The organism is Flavobacterium sp. 9 (genome assembly GCF_002754195.1).
Lineage (GTDB): Bacteria > Bacteroidota > Bacteroidia > Flavobacteriales > Flavobacteriaceae > Flavobacterium.
In genome coordinates, this window is sequence record NZ_PEEU01000001.1 from 1,487,070 (window position 1) to 1,501,461 (window position 14,392).

General features: G+C 31.7%; 17 protein-coding genes. 8 read left to right on the plus strand and 9 right to left on the minus strand.

The genetic code is table 11. The annotated features are described in order from the left end of the window. Positions 1-12: 12 nt before the first annotated feature. Complete coding sequence (locus CLU81_RS05380; protein ID WP_099708887.1) at positions 13-447, minus strand: META domain-containing protein; 435 nt, start codon at positions 445-447, stop codon at positions 13-15. A 211-nt stretch (positions 448-658) separates the two neighbouring features. Between CLU81_RS05380 and CLU81_RS05385 the strand changes: the two genes are divergently transcribed. Then, positions 659-1,186: a superoxide dismutase family protein gene (locus CLU81_RS05385; RefSeq protein ID WP_089354302.1), complete on the plus strand. Its 528-nt coding sequence runs from the start codon at positions 659-661 to the stop codon at positions 1,184-1,186. 106 nt (positions 1,187-1,292) lie between these two features. Then, the gene (locus tag CLU81_RS05390) at positions 1,293-2,495 is read left to right on the plus strand and encodes an LETM1-related biofilm-associated protein (RefSeq protein WP_099708888.1); all 1,203 of its coding nucleotides are present in this window, start codon (positions 1,293-1,295) and stop codon (positions 2,493-2,495) included. 34 nt (positions 2,496-2,529) lie between these two features. Here the strand turns inward: CLU81_RS05390 and can are convergent, their stop codons facing one another. The 4 genes from can to CLU81_RS05410 form a co-directional block, all read right to left on the minus strand. After that, the gene (gene can / locus CLU81_RS05395) at positions 2,530-3,168 is read right to left on the minus strand and encodes a carbonate dehydratase (RefSeq protein ID WP_099708889.1); all 639 of its coding nucleotides are present in this window, start codon (positions 3,166-3,168) and stop codon (positions 2,530-2,532) included. Positions 3,169-3,290: 122 nt separating this feature from the next. Then, entirely contained in the window at positions 3,291-4,940 is a 1,650-nt protein-coding gene (locus tag CLU81_RS05400) for a SulP family inorganic anion transporter (protein ID WP_099708890.1), read from the minus strand. Between the two features lie 82 nt (positions 4,941-5,022). Further along, positions 5,023-5,307, minus strand: coding sequence for a hypothetical protein (locus CLU81_RS05405; RefSeq protein WP_099708891.1), 285 nt, complete (start codon positions 5,305-5,307; stop codon positions 5,023-5,025). A 133-nt stretch (positions 5,308-5,440) separates the two neighbouring features. After that, positions 5,441-5,920, minus strand: a complete 480-nt coding sequence (locus CLU81_RS05410) for a Dps family protein (protein ID WP_099708892.1) — start codon at positions 5,918-5,920, stop codon at positions 5,441-5,443. Between the two features lie 108 nt (positions 5,921-6,028). Between CLU81_RS05410 and CLU81_RS05415 the strand changes: the two genes are divergently transcribed. Continuing rightward, positions 6,029-6,970 carry a LysR substrate-binding domain-containing protein gene (locus CLU81_RS05415; protein WP_099708893.1) on the plus strand — a complete coding sequence of 314 codons (942 nt, stop codon included), beginning with the start codon at positions 6,029-6,031 and terminating at the stop codon, positions 6,968-6,970. A 33-nt stretch (positions 6,971-7,003) separates the two neighbouring features. Here the strand turns inward: CLU81_RS05415 and CLU81_RS27075 are convergent, their stop codons facing one another. Both CLU81_RS27075 and mnmD read right to left on the minus strand, forming a co-directional pair. Next, positions 7,004-7,201 (minus strand): hypothetical protein, encoded by a 198-nt coding sequence (locus CLU81_RS27075; RefSeq protein ID WP_017496117.1) that lies wholly within the window; start codon positions 7,199-7,201, stop codon positions 7,004-7,006. A gap of 166 nt (positions 7,202-7,367) precedes the next feature. Then, positions 7,368-8,033, minus strand: a complete 666-nt coding sequence (gene mnmD / locus CLU81_RS05425; protein WP_099708894.1) for a tRNA (5-methylaminomethyl-2-thiouridine)(34)-methyltransferase MnmD — start codon at positions 8,031-8,033, stop codon at positions 7,368-7,370. Positions 8,034-8,340: 307 nt separating this feature from the next. On the opposite strand from mnmD, the gene CLU81_RS05430 reads away from it, so the two are divergent. Next, complete coding sequence (locus tag CLU81_RS05430) at positions 8,341-9,411, plus strand: branched-chain amino acid aminotransferase (RefSeq protein ID WP_099712677.1); 1,071 nt, start codon at positions 8,341-8,343, stop codon at positions 9,409-9,411. Positions 9,412-9,626: 215 nt separating this feature from the next. Here CLU81_RS05430 and CLU81_RS05435 read toward each other — a convergent pair whose 3' ends face one another. Continuing rightward, positions 9,627-10,007 (minus strand): nucleoside triphosphate pyrophosphohydrolase family protein, encoded by a 381-nt coding sequence (locus CLU81_RS05435; RefSeq protein WP_099708895.1) that lies wholly within the window; start codon positions 10,005-10,007, stop codon positions 9,627-9,629. Between the two features lie 459 nt (positions 10,008-10,466). Between CLU81_RS05435 and CLU81_RS05445 the strand changes: the two genes are divergently transcribed. From CLU81_RS05445 to CLU81_RS05460, 4 genes are all read left to right on the plus strand, one after another. Further along, positions 10,467-11,600: an SRPBCC family protein gene (locus CLU81_RS05445; protein WP_099708896.1), complete on the plus strand. Its 1,134-nt coding sequence runs from the start codon at positions 10,467-10,469 to the stop codon at positions 11,598-11,600. A gap of 71 nt (positions 11,601-11,671) precedes the next feature. After that, a complete protein-coding gene (locus CLU81_RS05450) occupies positions 11,672-12,214 on the plus strand; it encodes an RNA polymerase sigma factor (RefSeq protein ID WP_099708897.1) in 543 nt (180 codons plus the stop codon). Positions 12,215-12,247: 33 nt separating this feature from the next. Beyond that, positions 12,248-12,667: a hypothetical protein gene (locus CLU81_RS05455; RefSeq protein WP_099708898.1), complete on the plus strand. Its 420-nt coding sequence runs from the start codon at positions 12,248-12,250 to the stop codon at positions 12,665-12,667. A gap of 15 nt (positions 12,668-12,682) precedes the next feature. Then, a complete protein-coding gene (locus CLU81_RS05460; protein WP_099708899.1) occupies positions 12,683-13,141 on the plus strand; it encodes a sensor of ECF-type sigma factor in 459 nt (152 codons plus the stop codon). 84 nt (positions 13,142-13,225) lie between these two features. Here CLU81_RS05460 and CLU81_RS05465 read toward each other — a convergent pair whose 3' ends face one another. After that, a complete protein-coding gene (locus CLU81_RS05465) occupies positions 13,226-14,287 on the minus strand; it encodes an oxidoreductase (protein WP_099708900.1) in 1,062 nt (353 codons plus the stop codon). Between the last annotated feature and the right edge of the window lie 105 nt (positions 14,288-14,392).

The window sequence follows — 14,392 nt, forward strand, 5'->3', positions numbered from 1 at the left end:
AAAAGCCTGATTCTATTTTTTGGTAAATCGCATCATTGCAATATCTCCAGAGATAAAATTTAATGTTTTACCATTATCTGTAACATCATACGAAGTGATTTTTTGCAGTGTACTCATAAAAACCTGTTCACCTTGTCCGTCCATACACATCATTTTGGTCATTGCCATAGGTTGTGTAAAATCGATTTTGTTTCCGGTTACGCTTAGTTTTCCATTAAAATTATTACAACTGCTATTTCCTGAAACTCGATTTCCTTTGACATCAAAATTAATTGTTGGCTTCTTATTCGGGTATAAACCATCAAAAGCTATTCTTGGTCCGCTGATATAATTTAATTCCCAGGTTCCTTCAAGTTTAGAAACCGAATCTTCTTTTTGAGTTTTAGAAGCATTGCAAGACATTAAAATAACTCCTAAAAAAACTAAGGTTAAAACATTTTTTATCATAATTCTACAGATTAAATTAAAAAACAATAAACACTAATTCTCAAGCTTTTAAATTCGAAGCCATACGAATTTACATAATAATTTTGGGTTTTCGGCTTAAAGTGTAATTAAATTATGGCTTATACTTTTAGATTTATTTAACTCTAAGCTTCAATCAAAGTCGGAATTTTATGTTAAATTTACTTAATCTTTAATTCAAAAAGCCTCGTATATGAAAAAAATAATTGTTTCTTTCGCAATAATTACTGCCTTAGTCATTGGCTGTAAAACCAATACAAAATCGGCTGATGCCAAAACTTTAACTGTAGCATTAGAGCCAAAAAGTAATAGTACTGTTAGCGGAACTGCAACTTTTACAGAGAAAAACGGAAAAGTAACTTTTACTGCAAAAGTAGCTGGTTTACAACCGGGAGTTCATGCAATTCACATTCACGAAAAATCAGATTGTACTGCTGCTGACGGAAGTTCTGCTGGTGGACACTGGAATCCAACTTTCAAAAAACACGGAAAATGGGGTTCAGCTGAATATCATAAAGGAGATATCGGAAACTTTACTGCTGATGCAAAAGGAAACGGAACTATAACTTTAACTACTGACGAATGGTGTATTGGTTGTGGAGATGCAACCAAAGATGTCTTAGGAAAAGGTTTAATCGTACATCAGGGAACTGACGATTTTACAACACAACCAACTGGAAATGCCGGCGGTAGAGTTGCTTGTGCAGGAATCATCAAATAAAAAACACGATAACCACTATATTTTCACAAAATGTAGTGGTTATTTCATTTAAAATTAACCCCAAAACAAGAAAAAGATATAGCTTTGCAGCTATAAATTAAAGTTAATGATTAACCCATCAGCTCCAGGTTGGATAGACAAGTTTTTTAGTGAACAAAAGTTTTCAGAAGCTATTCCTTTTGAGACTACAGATTCGTTCTACTATAAAGTCAGAGAAACCGGTTTTATTTATGGCCACATCATTTCTATAGATTCTCAAATTCCAATTGAAATAAAAGGCTGGTTTAAAACCGAGATTTCAAAAGTCGCCTTATTAAATACTTTGTACGGTGTTTTTTGTATTGAAAAAAGAAGTTCTGAACCTAATAATTTTATTACAGAGGTTTTAAAATTTTATAAAGAAATGAATCCTGAGGGATTTAGTATTTTCAAAATTTTACTTCCAAAAGACACTCCTTCCCTATCTTTAGAGAACATAATAGATCAGCGCGTTCAGACGAATGACAGTATTATCAGTAAAAACTTTTCGCATTTAGTAACCAATGCGCTTTTGTTTATTGATGTTTTGGCTTTCAGACAATATCTGGAACACGGATCAATTCCTGATAAATACCTGAAACGTATTGAAGAAACAGTTCTTGGTATTGTAGCTTTGGCATTAAAAACCAAAACTGCAAAATCTCAACATGATGATTTACTAATCAAACTTTTTGAAGCTTCAATACGATATTCTAAGTTTTCAAAAGTTACGGTTGACACTTTAGAAACTTTACAATTAGATTATTTCAATAATAAACTTGAGCAATATTATTTAATTGATATGGCCGGAATGGCTTTATGGAGTGATGGCGTTGTAGAAAATGAAGAAGCCTACTTTTTGTATTCATTAGGATCGATGATGCAAGTTTCAGATGAATTTGTAGCCAAAAGCGTTGAAACAACCAACAACTTTATTACTACTCATAAAAAGAAGATTCCCTATTTTAATTACTCAAATCCGGTAAAACATTTTTATGATCAAATGACGCACAGCGTTGTAAAACTGATTATAAGAAACAAAAACAGATTGGTCAAGGAAATCGTGCAAAGCAAAGAATTAATGATTCTCTTAGCTTATTCAACAACCAGAGATTTGGATGCTAAGGAAAAGAAAAAAGTTAAAAAACAACTTTTGGATATTTGCAAAACGATTCCGTCACTAACAATATTTTTACTTCCGGGCGGAAGTTTATTATTACCGATTTTAATAAAGTTTATTCCAACAATGTTACCATCGGCTTTTAATGAAAATCTTGACGAAAACGAATAAAAAAAATCGCCCTTTTGAGGCGATTTTTTATTTTTTATAGATTACTTAGTTGGTAAACTTCGTCTAATTCAGCATTCGAAGCAATGTTTACATTTAAATCGGTTACAAAACCAGAATTTAATCCGTAAACCCATCCGTGAAGCATTAAATCCTGACCGTTTTTCCAAGCTCCTTGTACAATCGAAGTTTTCGCTAAGTTGTAAACTTGTTCTTTTGCATTGACTTCAACAAAAGCATTAAAACGCTCTGTTTCATCTTCAATAGAATTTAGGTATTTATCGTGCAAACGGTATTCATCTTTAATGTGACGAATCCAGTTGTCGATAATCCCAACAGACATATTACCCATTGCAGCTTTTACACCACCACAACCATAATGTCCGCAAACAATAACGTGTTTTACTTTTAGAACATTTACTGCATAATCAAGAACACTCAACATATTCATATCAGAGTGCACGACCATATTAGCAATATTACGGTGTACAAAAACTTCACCTGGCTTAGCACCAATAATTTCGTTTGCAGGAACACGGCTGTCAGAACATCCAATCCATAACAAAGGCGGTGTTTGACCTTTGGCTAAATCTGCAAAATAATTTGGGTCTAATGCTAATGATTTTTCAACCCATTGTTTGTTGTTTTCTAATAACTGCTTATAAAACTCTCTCATTTTTTTGTTTTTTGAATGGTACTTCTACATGTTTAAACATATCAAAAATAACTTACTGTAAAGTTATCTAATTTTTTAATACTTCTCACACTGAAGAAATACCTTAATTAAAATTAATTTGTTTAAATGTTTTCTTTTACCGTCTCTTTTTTAACCAAAGCTCTTTTTGCAACATCATAATAATGTTCTATAGAAACGTGGTTACCAATGTCTGGTGAATTTTCAAGCTCGTAAGCTTGTTTAAATCCTTTTAGTTTCACTTTAATGTTTTCGTCAACAGCGCGCGTTTCTTTAAACTCGCGAATTAAATCCAAAACATCGTGCGCAATATACTCTGTATCATGTGCATTGATGATTACTTTTGAGTTTTCAGGAATCTCATTCAATGTCGATTTGATAGCCGCTTTGTTTAAGAATGAAACTTCCTGAGCCAAGTCGATATGAATTACATCTCCGTCTTCATACTCTTCTTTCTTGAAGCTGTATGCTCTTTTTAAGTTTCCTCTTAATACAAAAATGATACTGATGATAATTCCTAAAGCAACTCCTTTAAGTAAATCTGTCGCTACAACAAATACTAAAGTTGCAATAAAAGGTACAAACTGGTATTTTCCTTTTTCCCAGAAATGAAAGAAAGTCGCTGGTTTTGCTAATTTATATCCCACTAAAATTAATACAGTCGCCAATGTTGCCAATGGAATTTTGTTTAAAAGCATTGGAATTGCCAAAACACTTATTAGCAAAAGTACTCCGTGAATAATAGCAGACATTTTAGATTTCGCTCCAGCGTTATTATTAGCAGATGATCTTACAACTACAGATGTCATTGGTAAACCACCTAAAAGTGAACTCACAATATTACCAATTCCTTGTGCTCTAAGCTCAACATTTGTATCAGTATAACGTTTTTGAACATCCATTCTATCAGAAGCTTCAATACAAAGTAATGTTTCTATAGAAGCTACAATGGCAATTGTTATAGCAACTACCCAAACTTGCGGATTTGTAATAGCGGTAAAGTTTGGAGTAATTATAATAGATTTAAATTCATCAAAAGATTTTGGAACTGGCAAAGAAACCAAATGTTCTTTTGCAATTGCCAATGAGCTTCCTGTTGAAACAAAAAATTCGTTCAAAAGGATTCCGACAATAACAGCTACTAATGCACCCGGAACTAATTTTAATCGTTTTAAAAATGGAACTTTCTCCCATGAAATTAAAATTACAAGTGAAATCAATGATATAACGACTGCTCCTAATTGAATGTGATTCAAAACATCGAATAAAAACGAAAATGAATTACTTCCGTCATTTTGTATAAATGCCTGATCTCCTTCAAAATCTGCGTCATAACCAAAAGCATGAGGCAATTGTTTTAAGATAATGATGATACCAATACCGGCTAACATTCCTTCGATTACATTTGTTGGAAAATAGTTTGAGATACTTCCGGCTCTTAAAAACCCTAATGCTAACTGAATTAGTCCTGCAATAAAAACCGACAGTAAAAACACATCAAAAGCACCAAGATCCGAAATAGCGGTCAAAATAATCGCTGTTAATCCAGCTGCTGGTCCAGATACACTGATGTGTGATTGGCTTAAATAACCTACCACAATACCACCAATTACACCTGCGATAATTCCAGAAAATAACGGCGCTCCAGAAGCCATTGCAATACCTAAACACAATGGAAGAGCCACCAAGAAAACCACTAAACCTGAAGCAAAATCAGATTTAAGGTTGGCAAAAAGATTGATTTTTTTTGTCATAACACAATACTAAAAAAATTATTCATTAAAGATTGACCACATTTATTCAAAAATGCAGTTCAGTTCAAAATAATCGGAAGTATTATGCCAAGTTTGGAGGTGGAGCAAAAATGCTCGGAGAAATATTGTCTAGTTTTACAATATTTTCAGACACTATGGTCTTTTTTTCAATATAAACAGGAATTATAACTTCGTGTTGAAGTATTGCCGGATAAACGGCTGCCTTAAGTTCTTTGTGTGAATGCTCCTCTTCAGAAAAACTGAAAAACATAGACGTATCATTACTTTTCTTAAGCACGGTAACAATAGTTGGCGTTGCTAAGAAAGCAATAAATATGAATAATAATATGCGAGCGATTAATTTCATTGGAGCAAAAATAGTGTTAAACTGATAAAATCAAAGCGAGAGGGGCAAAAATTTTATACAAATTTAACAATCATAAAAAAACAGAATGAAGGCACGCCCTCATTCTGTTTATATCTTACTAATAAACAATTAATTACAACTCTTCTTCTAACCAAGCGTTCATCATCCAGATCGTTTTTTCCTGCTCTGCAATGAAGTCGCTCATCATAGAATTTGTTCCTTCGTCGTTGATTTCGTCTGATTGTTTTAGAATTTCTCTTTCGATTTTTAATAAATCAGTCAAAGAATGAACAATTAACTGAACTGCTTTTTCGTCGTTTGAGATATTCTTTCCAACTGCTAATTTGTTGTTTTTAATATAATCTTCAAAAGTATGTAAAGGAGTTCCGCCTATTGTCAAAACTCTCTCGGCAATCATATCTATTTTTAATTGTGCATCCGTGTACAATTCTTCAAATTTTACATGTAAATCAAAAAAACGTTTCCCACGAATATTCCAATGTATTCCTCTTAAATTTTGATAGTAAACCTGAAAGTTTGACAATAATACATTTAGTTCTTTTACCAACAATTCAGACTCTTTTACAGGTAATCCTAAAATATTTGTTTTCATAGTTATGCGTTTTATAATATGTTTACTACAAATTTAAAACAACTTCTTTAAAAATAGAATAAAAAAAAATTATATTTACTTATTTTTGCATCAAAAAATACTATCAAAATGACTATAACTCAATTACAATATGTCTTAGCCGTTGCCGAACATAAAAACTTCACGCTTGCTGCTGAAAAATGTTTTGTTACACAGCCTACTTTAAGTATGCAAATTCAAAAAATTGAAGAAGAACTCAATATTTTGATCTTCGACAGAAGTAAAAAACCTATTCAGCTTACTGATATTGGTCAGAAAATTGTTAATCAGGCAAAAAACATTGTCAATGAAGCAGACAGAATCAAAGATATTGTAGAACAACAAAAAGGTTTTATTGGAGGCGAATTTCGTTTAGGAATTATTCCAACGATTATGCCAACGCTTTTACCAATGTTTTTAAATAATTTCATTAAAAAATATCCGAAAGTAAAACTCTTAATCGAAGAGTTGAATACGGACGAAATTATTGTGAAGCTAAAAAATGGTCATCTTGATGCTGCAATTGCTGCAACGCCTCTTGAAGACGAAAAAATAAAGGAAATCGTTTTGTATTTTGAGCCTTTCGTAGCTTATATTCCGGAACATCATGCAAGTTTTTATAAGGAAGAAATTGAAGTTTCTGATCTAAACCTCAACGAAATTTTGCTTTTGCAAGACGGACATTGCTTTAGAGACGGAATTTTGAATTTATGCAAAAACGGTTCTGATATCGATCAGACTAATTTTCAGATTCAAAGTGGAAGCTTTGAAACCCTTATAAAATTAGCCGACGAAGGTTTGGGTACAACGTTACTTCCGTACTTGCACACCTTAGACTTAAAAGAGTCCGATAAACTGAAACTGCGTAACTTTAAGGAACCAAAACCTGCTCGTGAGGTAAGTTTAATTTACCCTAAGAGCGAATTAAAAATGCAAATCATTGACGCATTACGATCTACAATCGCCGGAGTTGTAAAAGGAGCAATTGTTTTTCAGAACGTTCAAATCATTAGTCCGCTACAAAAGAAATAAAAATAAAAAAGGAGCCAATTTGGCTCCTTTTTATTATACTTTAATTAGTAGTAAACTTTGTTTTAATTCTGGTTTTTCAATAATGAAATTTAATAACCATTCTTGCAATTGTTCCATTTCGTACGGTAACAGTGTTTTGATAGCTTTCTCTAGTTCTTTGCAGAAAAGTATCGGATCGAAACTTACTCTCTCAAGTATTGATTTCGTGTAATCAAACATCATTTTTGACATAATAAAATAAGATTTTCGGGGGTTATCTATATTTTTAAACTCGCAACAAATTTAAACAAATATCATTCATATACATTCAATTTAACTTATTTTTTTAAAAACTTTAGCAACGAATACGTTTTCTTAATAAACATAAATCAATATAGAACGATTCTAAACAACTCATTTAAACCTTTTTAAACGCTCGAAACATCTCTCGTTTCCCCGGAGGCCCTGCTAATTTTTCGACAGTAAATCCAACTTCAATCATGCTTCTTTTAACAACTCCGCGAGCGGCATATGTTACCAAAACGCCATTTGGTTTTAAACTATTGTACATTTTTTGAAAAATTTCAGTACTCCACAACTCCGGTTGCACGCGATATCCGAAGGCATCAAAGTAAATCAAATCAAAAATTTCAAAATCGTCTATTTCATGAAAAAATTGTTTCCTTTTGGTTAACGAAAAATCAGTGCTAATTTCGGTTTTCTCGTTCCATTCGCATTTATGCATTTTTTCAAAAACGTTCTCAAATTCCAATGCGTCAAGTTCCGTAACATAATTCATTGCCAAAACTTCATTCGCATCAACCGGATACGCTTCTACTCCAACATAATCGATTTTCTGTTGTTTTGCATTAGACTCCAAAAAAGTTATAAAAGCATTCAAACCTGTTCCAAAACCAATTTCAAGAATACTAACTGGATTATTTTCAAACAATGAAAGTCCGTTTTTTATAAATACATGTTTTGCTTCCTGAATTGCTCCGTGCTTAGAATGATAACATTCATCCCATTCCTTCAAATGAATTGTTGTTGACCCATCCAGCGTTTTAATTATCTCTCTTTCCACTATTTATAAATTTGTAGTACATTTTTGTACGATTTCAACTCATTTTGCGAGTCAAAATTAGTCAAAACAAATGCGTAAAGCCTTAAAAATCCGTACTTTTTTCATAAATTCTTTATAAAACCGAACGTTTTTTTTGACTTTATTATAAGATAAATAAATCTCAGTTAAAGGCTCTAAATAATGCAGTTTTACTAAGTAAATTATATATTTTTACTTAATTTTGCATTCAATAAATACTATTTATACCACATCATTGCTTTAGATACATTCTATTGTAATGAAAATTACACAAAAAACTTACATTATTATGAGTACAACTCAAGCAAGCAAAATTGAAATCAGAAAAGCGACTTCGTCAAAAATAAGCGAAGTAGACTTTGAAAACTTAAGCTTTGGTGCTGTTTTTACAGACCATTTATTCGAATGTGATTTTAAAAATGGAGAGTGGCAAAATCCTGTCATTAAGCCTTATGCTCCAATTTTAATGGATCCTTCTTCAAAAGTCTTTCATTACGGGCAAGCTATTTTTGAGGGAATGAAAGCTTATAAGGATGATAATAATGATGTTTGGTTGTTTAGACCAGATGAAAACTTCAAACGTTTTAACAATTCTGCAGTTCGTATGGCAATGCCAGAAGTTCCGGAAAGTGTTTTTATGGATGGTTTGAACGAATTATTAAAAATTGATCAGGAATGGATTCAAAGAGGAAACGGAGCGAGTATGTATATCCGTCCTTTTATGATTGCAACCGGAGCGGGAGTTATCGCAAATCCTTCTGACGAATATAAATTCATGATTTTACTTTCTCCTGCAAAATCTTATTATTCAGGTGAGGTAAAAGTTATTATTGCTGAACATTATAGTAGAGCTGCAAATGGTGGAATTGGTGCTGCAAAAGCTGCCGGAAACTATGCTGCACAGTTTTACCCAACTAATTTAGCAAACAAAGATGGTTTCCAACAAGTAATCTGGACAGATGATGCAACGCATACGAAACTGGAAGAAGCTGGAACTATGAATGTTTTCTTTAGAATTAACGATACTTTATTGACTGCTCCAACAAGCGAAAGAATTTTGGATGGTATTACCAGAAAAAGTTTGATTGAAATGGCAGAAAAAGAAGGTCTTAAAGTTGAAGTTCGCCCAGTTATTGTTTCAGAATTAGTAGAAGCTGCTAAAAACGGATCTTTAAAAGAAATCTTTGGCGCAGGAACTGCTGCAGTTATCAGCGTAATCAAAGGATTCTCTTATCAGGATGTTTATTATGAAATGGCTCCAATTGAGAATACTTATGGTGCTCTTTTAAAAGAAAAATTAACTAGTCTTCAAAACAAACTTTCTGAAGATACTTTTGGATGGACAGTAAAAGTTCAATAATCAAAAGATTGATATAAAAACAAACCCGATAGCTTCACCGTTATCGGGTTTTCTATTTATATTATATCATAAAATGCAAAGCTAATTTTACCGCAAAGTGCGCAAAGATTAAACGCAAAGTTCGCAAAGCTTTGTATTGATCTAGCTTTGCGAACTTTGTGTTTTCTATGCGTAAAGAAAAATTAAATCCTAGCGTTCTTTGCGGTTAATCCTATTTACAATAATTTCGAAAAATCAGGTTTAAAATAATTCGGACCTTTCATTACTTTTCCGTCTTCTCTATAAATTGGTTGTCCGTCTTCGCCAAGTTTACTCATATTACTACGCTGAATCTCGTCAAAAACAGCTTCTATTTTATCTTGTAAACCATGTTCAATAATTGTTCCGCACAAAATATACATCATATCTCCCAGCGCATCAGCAATTTCAACTAAATCATTATTTTGAACTGCTTCAAGATACTCTTCGTTTTCTTCTTTCATTAAATTATAACGAAGCAGTTTTTTAGATTCTCCCAAATCAGCAATTGGAGATTGACTATGACCTATTTTAAAAGCAGTATGAAATTCAGTTACTGCATCAAGTTGTTTCCTCATGATTTTAATTGATTAAATGAAGTGGCAAATTAGCAACAAATCATATACAATTCTCTAAATTTGTCAAAAATAATTTTTTACTATGTTTAGTCAAGGACAATTAATATTCGCTCTCTGTTTTTTTATTGCATTTGTAATTGTAATGATATTTGCTTATCGAAAAGATCTCGCATTACACAAAGTTTTCTACAAAGGAAATTATAAAGTCTTAATTGTATTCTTGCTTTTTATTGCGATTTTGTTTGTAATCAAATTCTTTTTCAAAAGATAGTCCTTAAATAATATATCAGATTTATAAATAAAATAAATCTCAAAAAATTACAATTAAACTTCTTCAAAATCGTTTTATTTGAAACTTTTTTTGATCAAATAAATTTATAAAGTGTACTTTTATTGCGGCGCTATTAGTGCGACTAGTAATAAAATTTATAACTTTACGACACCAAACAATCTACCACAATGAAGATTCTAAAATATTTATTTCTTTTATTATTACTAAGCTTAGTTGCTCTCACTGTTTTTGTCGCTACCCAAAAAGGGATTTTTTCTGTAGAAAGAAGTAAGGTGATTAATTCGCCAAAAGCGACTGTGTACAACTATGTAAATGATTTTAGAAATTATGAAGATTTTGAGTCTTGGTCTGTAGAAGATCCTTCGATAAAAATGACCTTTCCAAATAAAACATCCGGAAATGGAGCTTCATTTTATTTTGCAAGTCCAGATGGTGCCGGAAATGTAATTACGCTTAAAACTAAAGACGGTGAAAGTATTCAGCAAAAAATGAAATACGACGGAACTGAAGCTGATGTAAACTGGACTTTTAAAGATACTCTTGCCGGAAAAACAAAAGTTACCTGGAAAGGAACGGGAACAATGAGCTTTCTTTTCAAAATTTATACTGCTTTAAACGGAGGTTCTGATAAAGTTATTGGAACGATTTACGAAAAAAGCCTTGCAAACATTGACAAAAACTTAGATTTCGAAACAAAAACTTATGCTATAAAAGTAAATGGTGTTGTTAAGAAAACTGAAACTCCTTATATAAAACAAACTTTTACAAGTGAAATTTCGAAAGTAAATAAAAATGCCCGCGTTGTAATTCCTAAACTTATTGAGTTCAGTAAAAATAACGGTTTAGCAACAAACGGAAAACCTTTTATCATTTACCATACTTATGATACAACAACCGGATTGGCAAAAATCTCAATTTGTTTACCAACAAGCAGAGAAATTACAACAACTTCAGGAAGTGATATTTTAGGTGGAAAATTAAATGGTTTTGAAGCTGTAAAAACAACTTTAACGGGAGACTATTCACATACAAATGAAGCAATTGCAAAAACAACTGCTTATATCAATAACGAAAAAATCTTCCCGGATTTATCTTGGTCACATCTTGAAATTTTAACGATCAGTAAATTAGACGTAAAAAGTCATTCTAAGTTAATGACCGAAATTTATTTCCCAACAAAACCAAAAGTAGTTCCTGTTGCAAAAGTTCCGGTTTACAAACCACAAACAACAGAACCTGCAAAACCAAAACCTGCAGCAACTCCAGCCGCAAAAACTCCAGAAGAAGAATCTGAATTTTAAAAACACAGGTCTAATTAAACCTTTTGCTTAAAATTCATTCTAATACTATATAGTTTGATAAATCAAAAAGTTTGATAGACGAAAAGGAATTCATACAACAGTTACTTGATCCTAAAACGCAAAATATTGCGTTTCAAAAACTCTTGTCTGAATATCAAAAACCTTTGTATTCTCATATTCGAAACATTGTTTTGAATCATGATGATACTGATGATGTGTTGCAGAATACATTTGTAAAAGTGTATCAATATCTAAAAAACTTTAAAGGAGAAAGCAAACTTTTTTCCTGGATGTATCGAATTGCCACTAATGAAGCTTTGACTTTTTTGAATCAAAAGGCAAAACTAAATGGCATAACATCTGAAGCGCTACAAAATAAAACCATCGACAACTTAAAGGCCGATGTTTATTTTGATGGTGATGAAATTCAAATAAAACTTCAAAAAGCCATAATTACCTTGCCGGAAAAGCAACAATTGGTTTTTAAAATGAAGTATTTTGAAGAATTAAAATACGACGAAATAGCAGAAATTTTAGGAACTTCAGTAGGCGCTTTAAAGGCTTCTTATCATCATGCTGTAAAAAAAATTGAAATATATGTTACATCAAATTAAACCTTTTGTAACAAAATCTATCTTATTGTTATTATGAAAGCATTTAAATTAGAAAACGAACCGAAAATACCAACCGGATTTAAAACTCCGGATCATTACTTTGATGACCTTTCGGCAAAAGTTTTACAACAGATTAACGACGATAAAAAAGAAGTAAAAGTAATTCCGTTTTACAAACGTAAAAGAGTACTTTCAATTCTTGCCGCCGCCGTTATTGTTATTGCCTTAATGATTCCGATAGTAAACAATTATAACGCAACTTCTAAAGAACTTGACGAAGACACTTTAGAAACCTATCTAGCTTATCAATCTAATTTGAATCAATATGATTTGATTCAGAATTTAGATAGTAAAGACATTCAAAAGCTAAATAAAAATGTTGCCATAGAAGATGAAACTCTTGAAGATATTTTATCATCAAGTCCAAATATAGAACATTTAATTTCCGAATAAAACAAAACTTAAAAGATGAAAATCAAAAAAATACTTCCGATAATTCTGTTTTTAGTAAGCTTTTCTTTTTATGCTCAAAACGGAAAAACAGATGAGAAACGCGAAAAAATTAAGGCTTATAAAGTCTCTTTTTTAACAACTGAGTTAGAATTAACTTCTACTGAAGCTGAGAAATTCTGGCCGATTTATAATGCTTATGACGATAAACAATTCGAATTGAGACATCAGAAAATGAAAACGTTTTTACAACGATTAGATGATGACAATATCAATTCGATTTCTGAAAAAGAAGCAGCATCATTACTTTCTCAAATGGAAGCCACTGATAAAGAATTATATCTTTTAAGAGTTAAATACAACTCAGATGTAAAAAAGATACTTTCGGCAAAAAAGATATTGAAGCTAAAAAAATCTGAAGATGATTTTAATCGAAAATTGCTAAAACAATATCGAGATAAAGCAGGAAAAGATTAAATACCTGCTTACAAAAAACAACAGCGACAAGAACCCTATATAATAATACTTACTTTATTATTTAGGGTTCTTGTTATTTTAAGACTATTTGAAACGAAGTCTAACTACTTTATTATGACCTGCGGCAATCGCAAGGTTTCTATTTACAAAACGAAGTGTAAAAAGTTTTGAATCTGTAGATAATTGTGTCCAGTTTTGTCCACCATTTTGAGAATATTGTATTCCTTCAGATCCCACACAAACAATTTCTTTACCATTTCCGCCCGGAACATATTGCACACATGACGCGTAACCAAATCCCATTTCCTGACCAATTAATTGCCAAGTCTTTCCACCATCTTTAGTAAAAGCTTTATTGTCTGATTTTTTGTTTGGAGATTCATAATCACCACCGGCAATAAATCCGTTTTTTGAATCGTAAAAATCTGCTGTAAAAATACCAGTCATTGTTTTTCCGTGAACAATTGGTGTTTCAACTACTTTCCATGTTTTTGCTTTATCCGGAGAATAAAAAACACGTGCTTTTTTTCCTCCAGAAACTAACCATGTATCATCTCCCTGTATTACAATATTTGTATTACTGGCTGCAAAAGCTGCTTCGCCTGTTGCATTTGTTGGTAATTTATCAGACAAAATTTTAGTCCATGTTTCTCCTCCGTCACGAGTCACAATAATCGAAAAAGTATCTTCGGTTGGATCTCCAATTGCGATCCCTTCTTTATCATTCCAGAATTGCATACTATCGTAAAATATTTTAGGATTCACTTCTTTATACACTAATTTCACTTTATTTGTTTTTTTAGAAACAGAATAAAGTAACGCCGGATTACCAATACTTAATAAGAAAATATCTTTTGAAGTTTGAGCAATACTTCTGAACTCTAACTTTAAAGTATCACGATAAATATGCTCTTCGAATTTCTCTTTTTTGTCTAAATCATAGTATCCAAAACGGGAATTATCAGCTCCGTACCAAATTTTATTTTTATCAATTGATATTGCTCTAATACTAATTTTATCCTGAAATAAAGTATCAATTTGTATTGACGTGAAACCACTATAAAATACTCTTTTATCACTCTCACTCAACGTTTTAAAAGACATAAATAAAATAAAAGCGCCACAAAACAATAATACTTTTTTCATATAGGTTAAGATTTATTTATTGCTAAAATACAATTATTTATCACATATAATTTAAGTTTTGTTTTTTTTTCTGGCACAGTAATTGGATATCTACAAAATATCAAT

Bases quoted from the DNA above. Each gene is read 5' to 3' on its own strand.
- CLU81_RS05380 (WP_099708887.1), bottom strand. From the start codon at position 447: ATGATAAAAAATGTTTTAACCTTAGTTTTTTTAGGAGTTATTTTAATG.
- CLU81_RS05385 (WP_089354302.1), top strand. From the start codon at position 659: ATGAAAAAAATAATTGTTTCTTTCGCAATAATTACTGCCTTAGTCATT.
- CLU81_RS05390 (WP_099708888.1), top strand. From the start codon at position 1,293: ATGATTAACCCATCAGCTCCAGGTTGGATAGACAAGTTTTTTAGTGAA.
- can (WP_099708889.1), bottom strand. From the start codon at position 3,168: ATGAGAGAGTTTTATAAGCAGTTATTAGAAAACAACAAACAATGGGTT.
- CLU81_RS05400 (WP_099708890.1), bottom strand. From the start codon at position 4,940: ATGACAAAAAAAATCAATCTTTTTGCCAACCTTAAATCTGATTTTGCT.
- CLU81_RS05405 (WP_099708891.1), bottom strand. From the start codon at position 5,307: ATGAAATTAATCGCTCGCATATTATTATTCATATTTATTGCTTTCTTA.
- CLU81_RS05410 (WP_099708892.1), bottom strand. From the start codon at position 5,920: ATGAAAACAAATATTTTAGGATTACCTGTAAAAGAGTCTGAATTGTTG.
- CLU81_RS05415 (WP_099708893.1), top strand. From the start codon at position 6,029: ATGACTATAACTCAATTACAATATGTCTTAGCCGTTGCCGAACATAAA.
- CLU81_RS27075 (WP_017496117.1), bottom strand. From the start codon at position 7,201: ATGTCAAAAATGATGTTTGATTACACGAAATCAATACTTGAGAGAGTA.
- CLU81_RS05430 (WP_099712677.1), top strand. From the start codon at position 8,341: ATGAGTACAACTCAAGCAAGCAAAATTGAAATCAGAAAAGCGACTTCG.
- CLU81_RS05435 (WP_099708895.1), bottom strand. From the start codon at position 10,007: ATGAGGAAACAACTTGATGCAGTAACTGAATTTCATACTGCTTTTAAA.
- CLU81_RS05445 (WP_099708896.1), top strand. From the start codon at position 10,467: ATGAAGATTCTAAAATATTTATTTCTTTTATTATTACTAAGCTTAGTT.
- CLU81_RS05455 (WP_099708898.1), top strand. From the start codon at position 12,248: ATGAAAGCATTTAAATTAGAAAACGAACCGAAAATACCAACCGGATTT.
- CLU81_RS05460 (WP_099708899.1), top strand. From the start codon at position 12,683: ATGAAAATCAAAAAAATACTTCCGATAATTCTGTTTTTAGTAAGCTTT.
- CLU81_RS05465 (WP_099708900.1), bottom strand. From the start codon at position 14,287: ATGAAAAAAGTATTATTGTTTTGTGGCGCTTTTATTTTATTTATGTCT.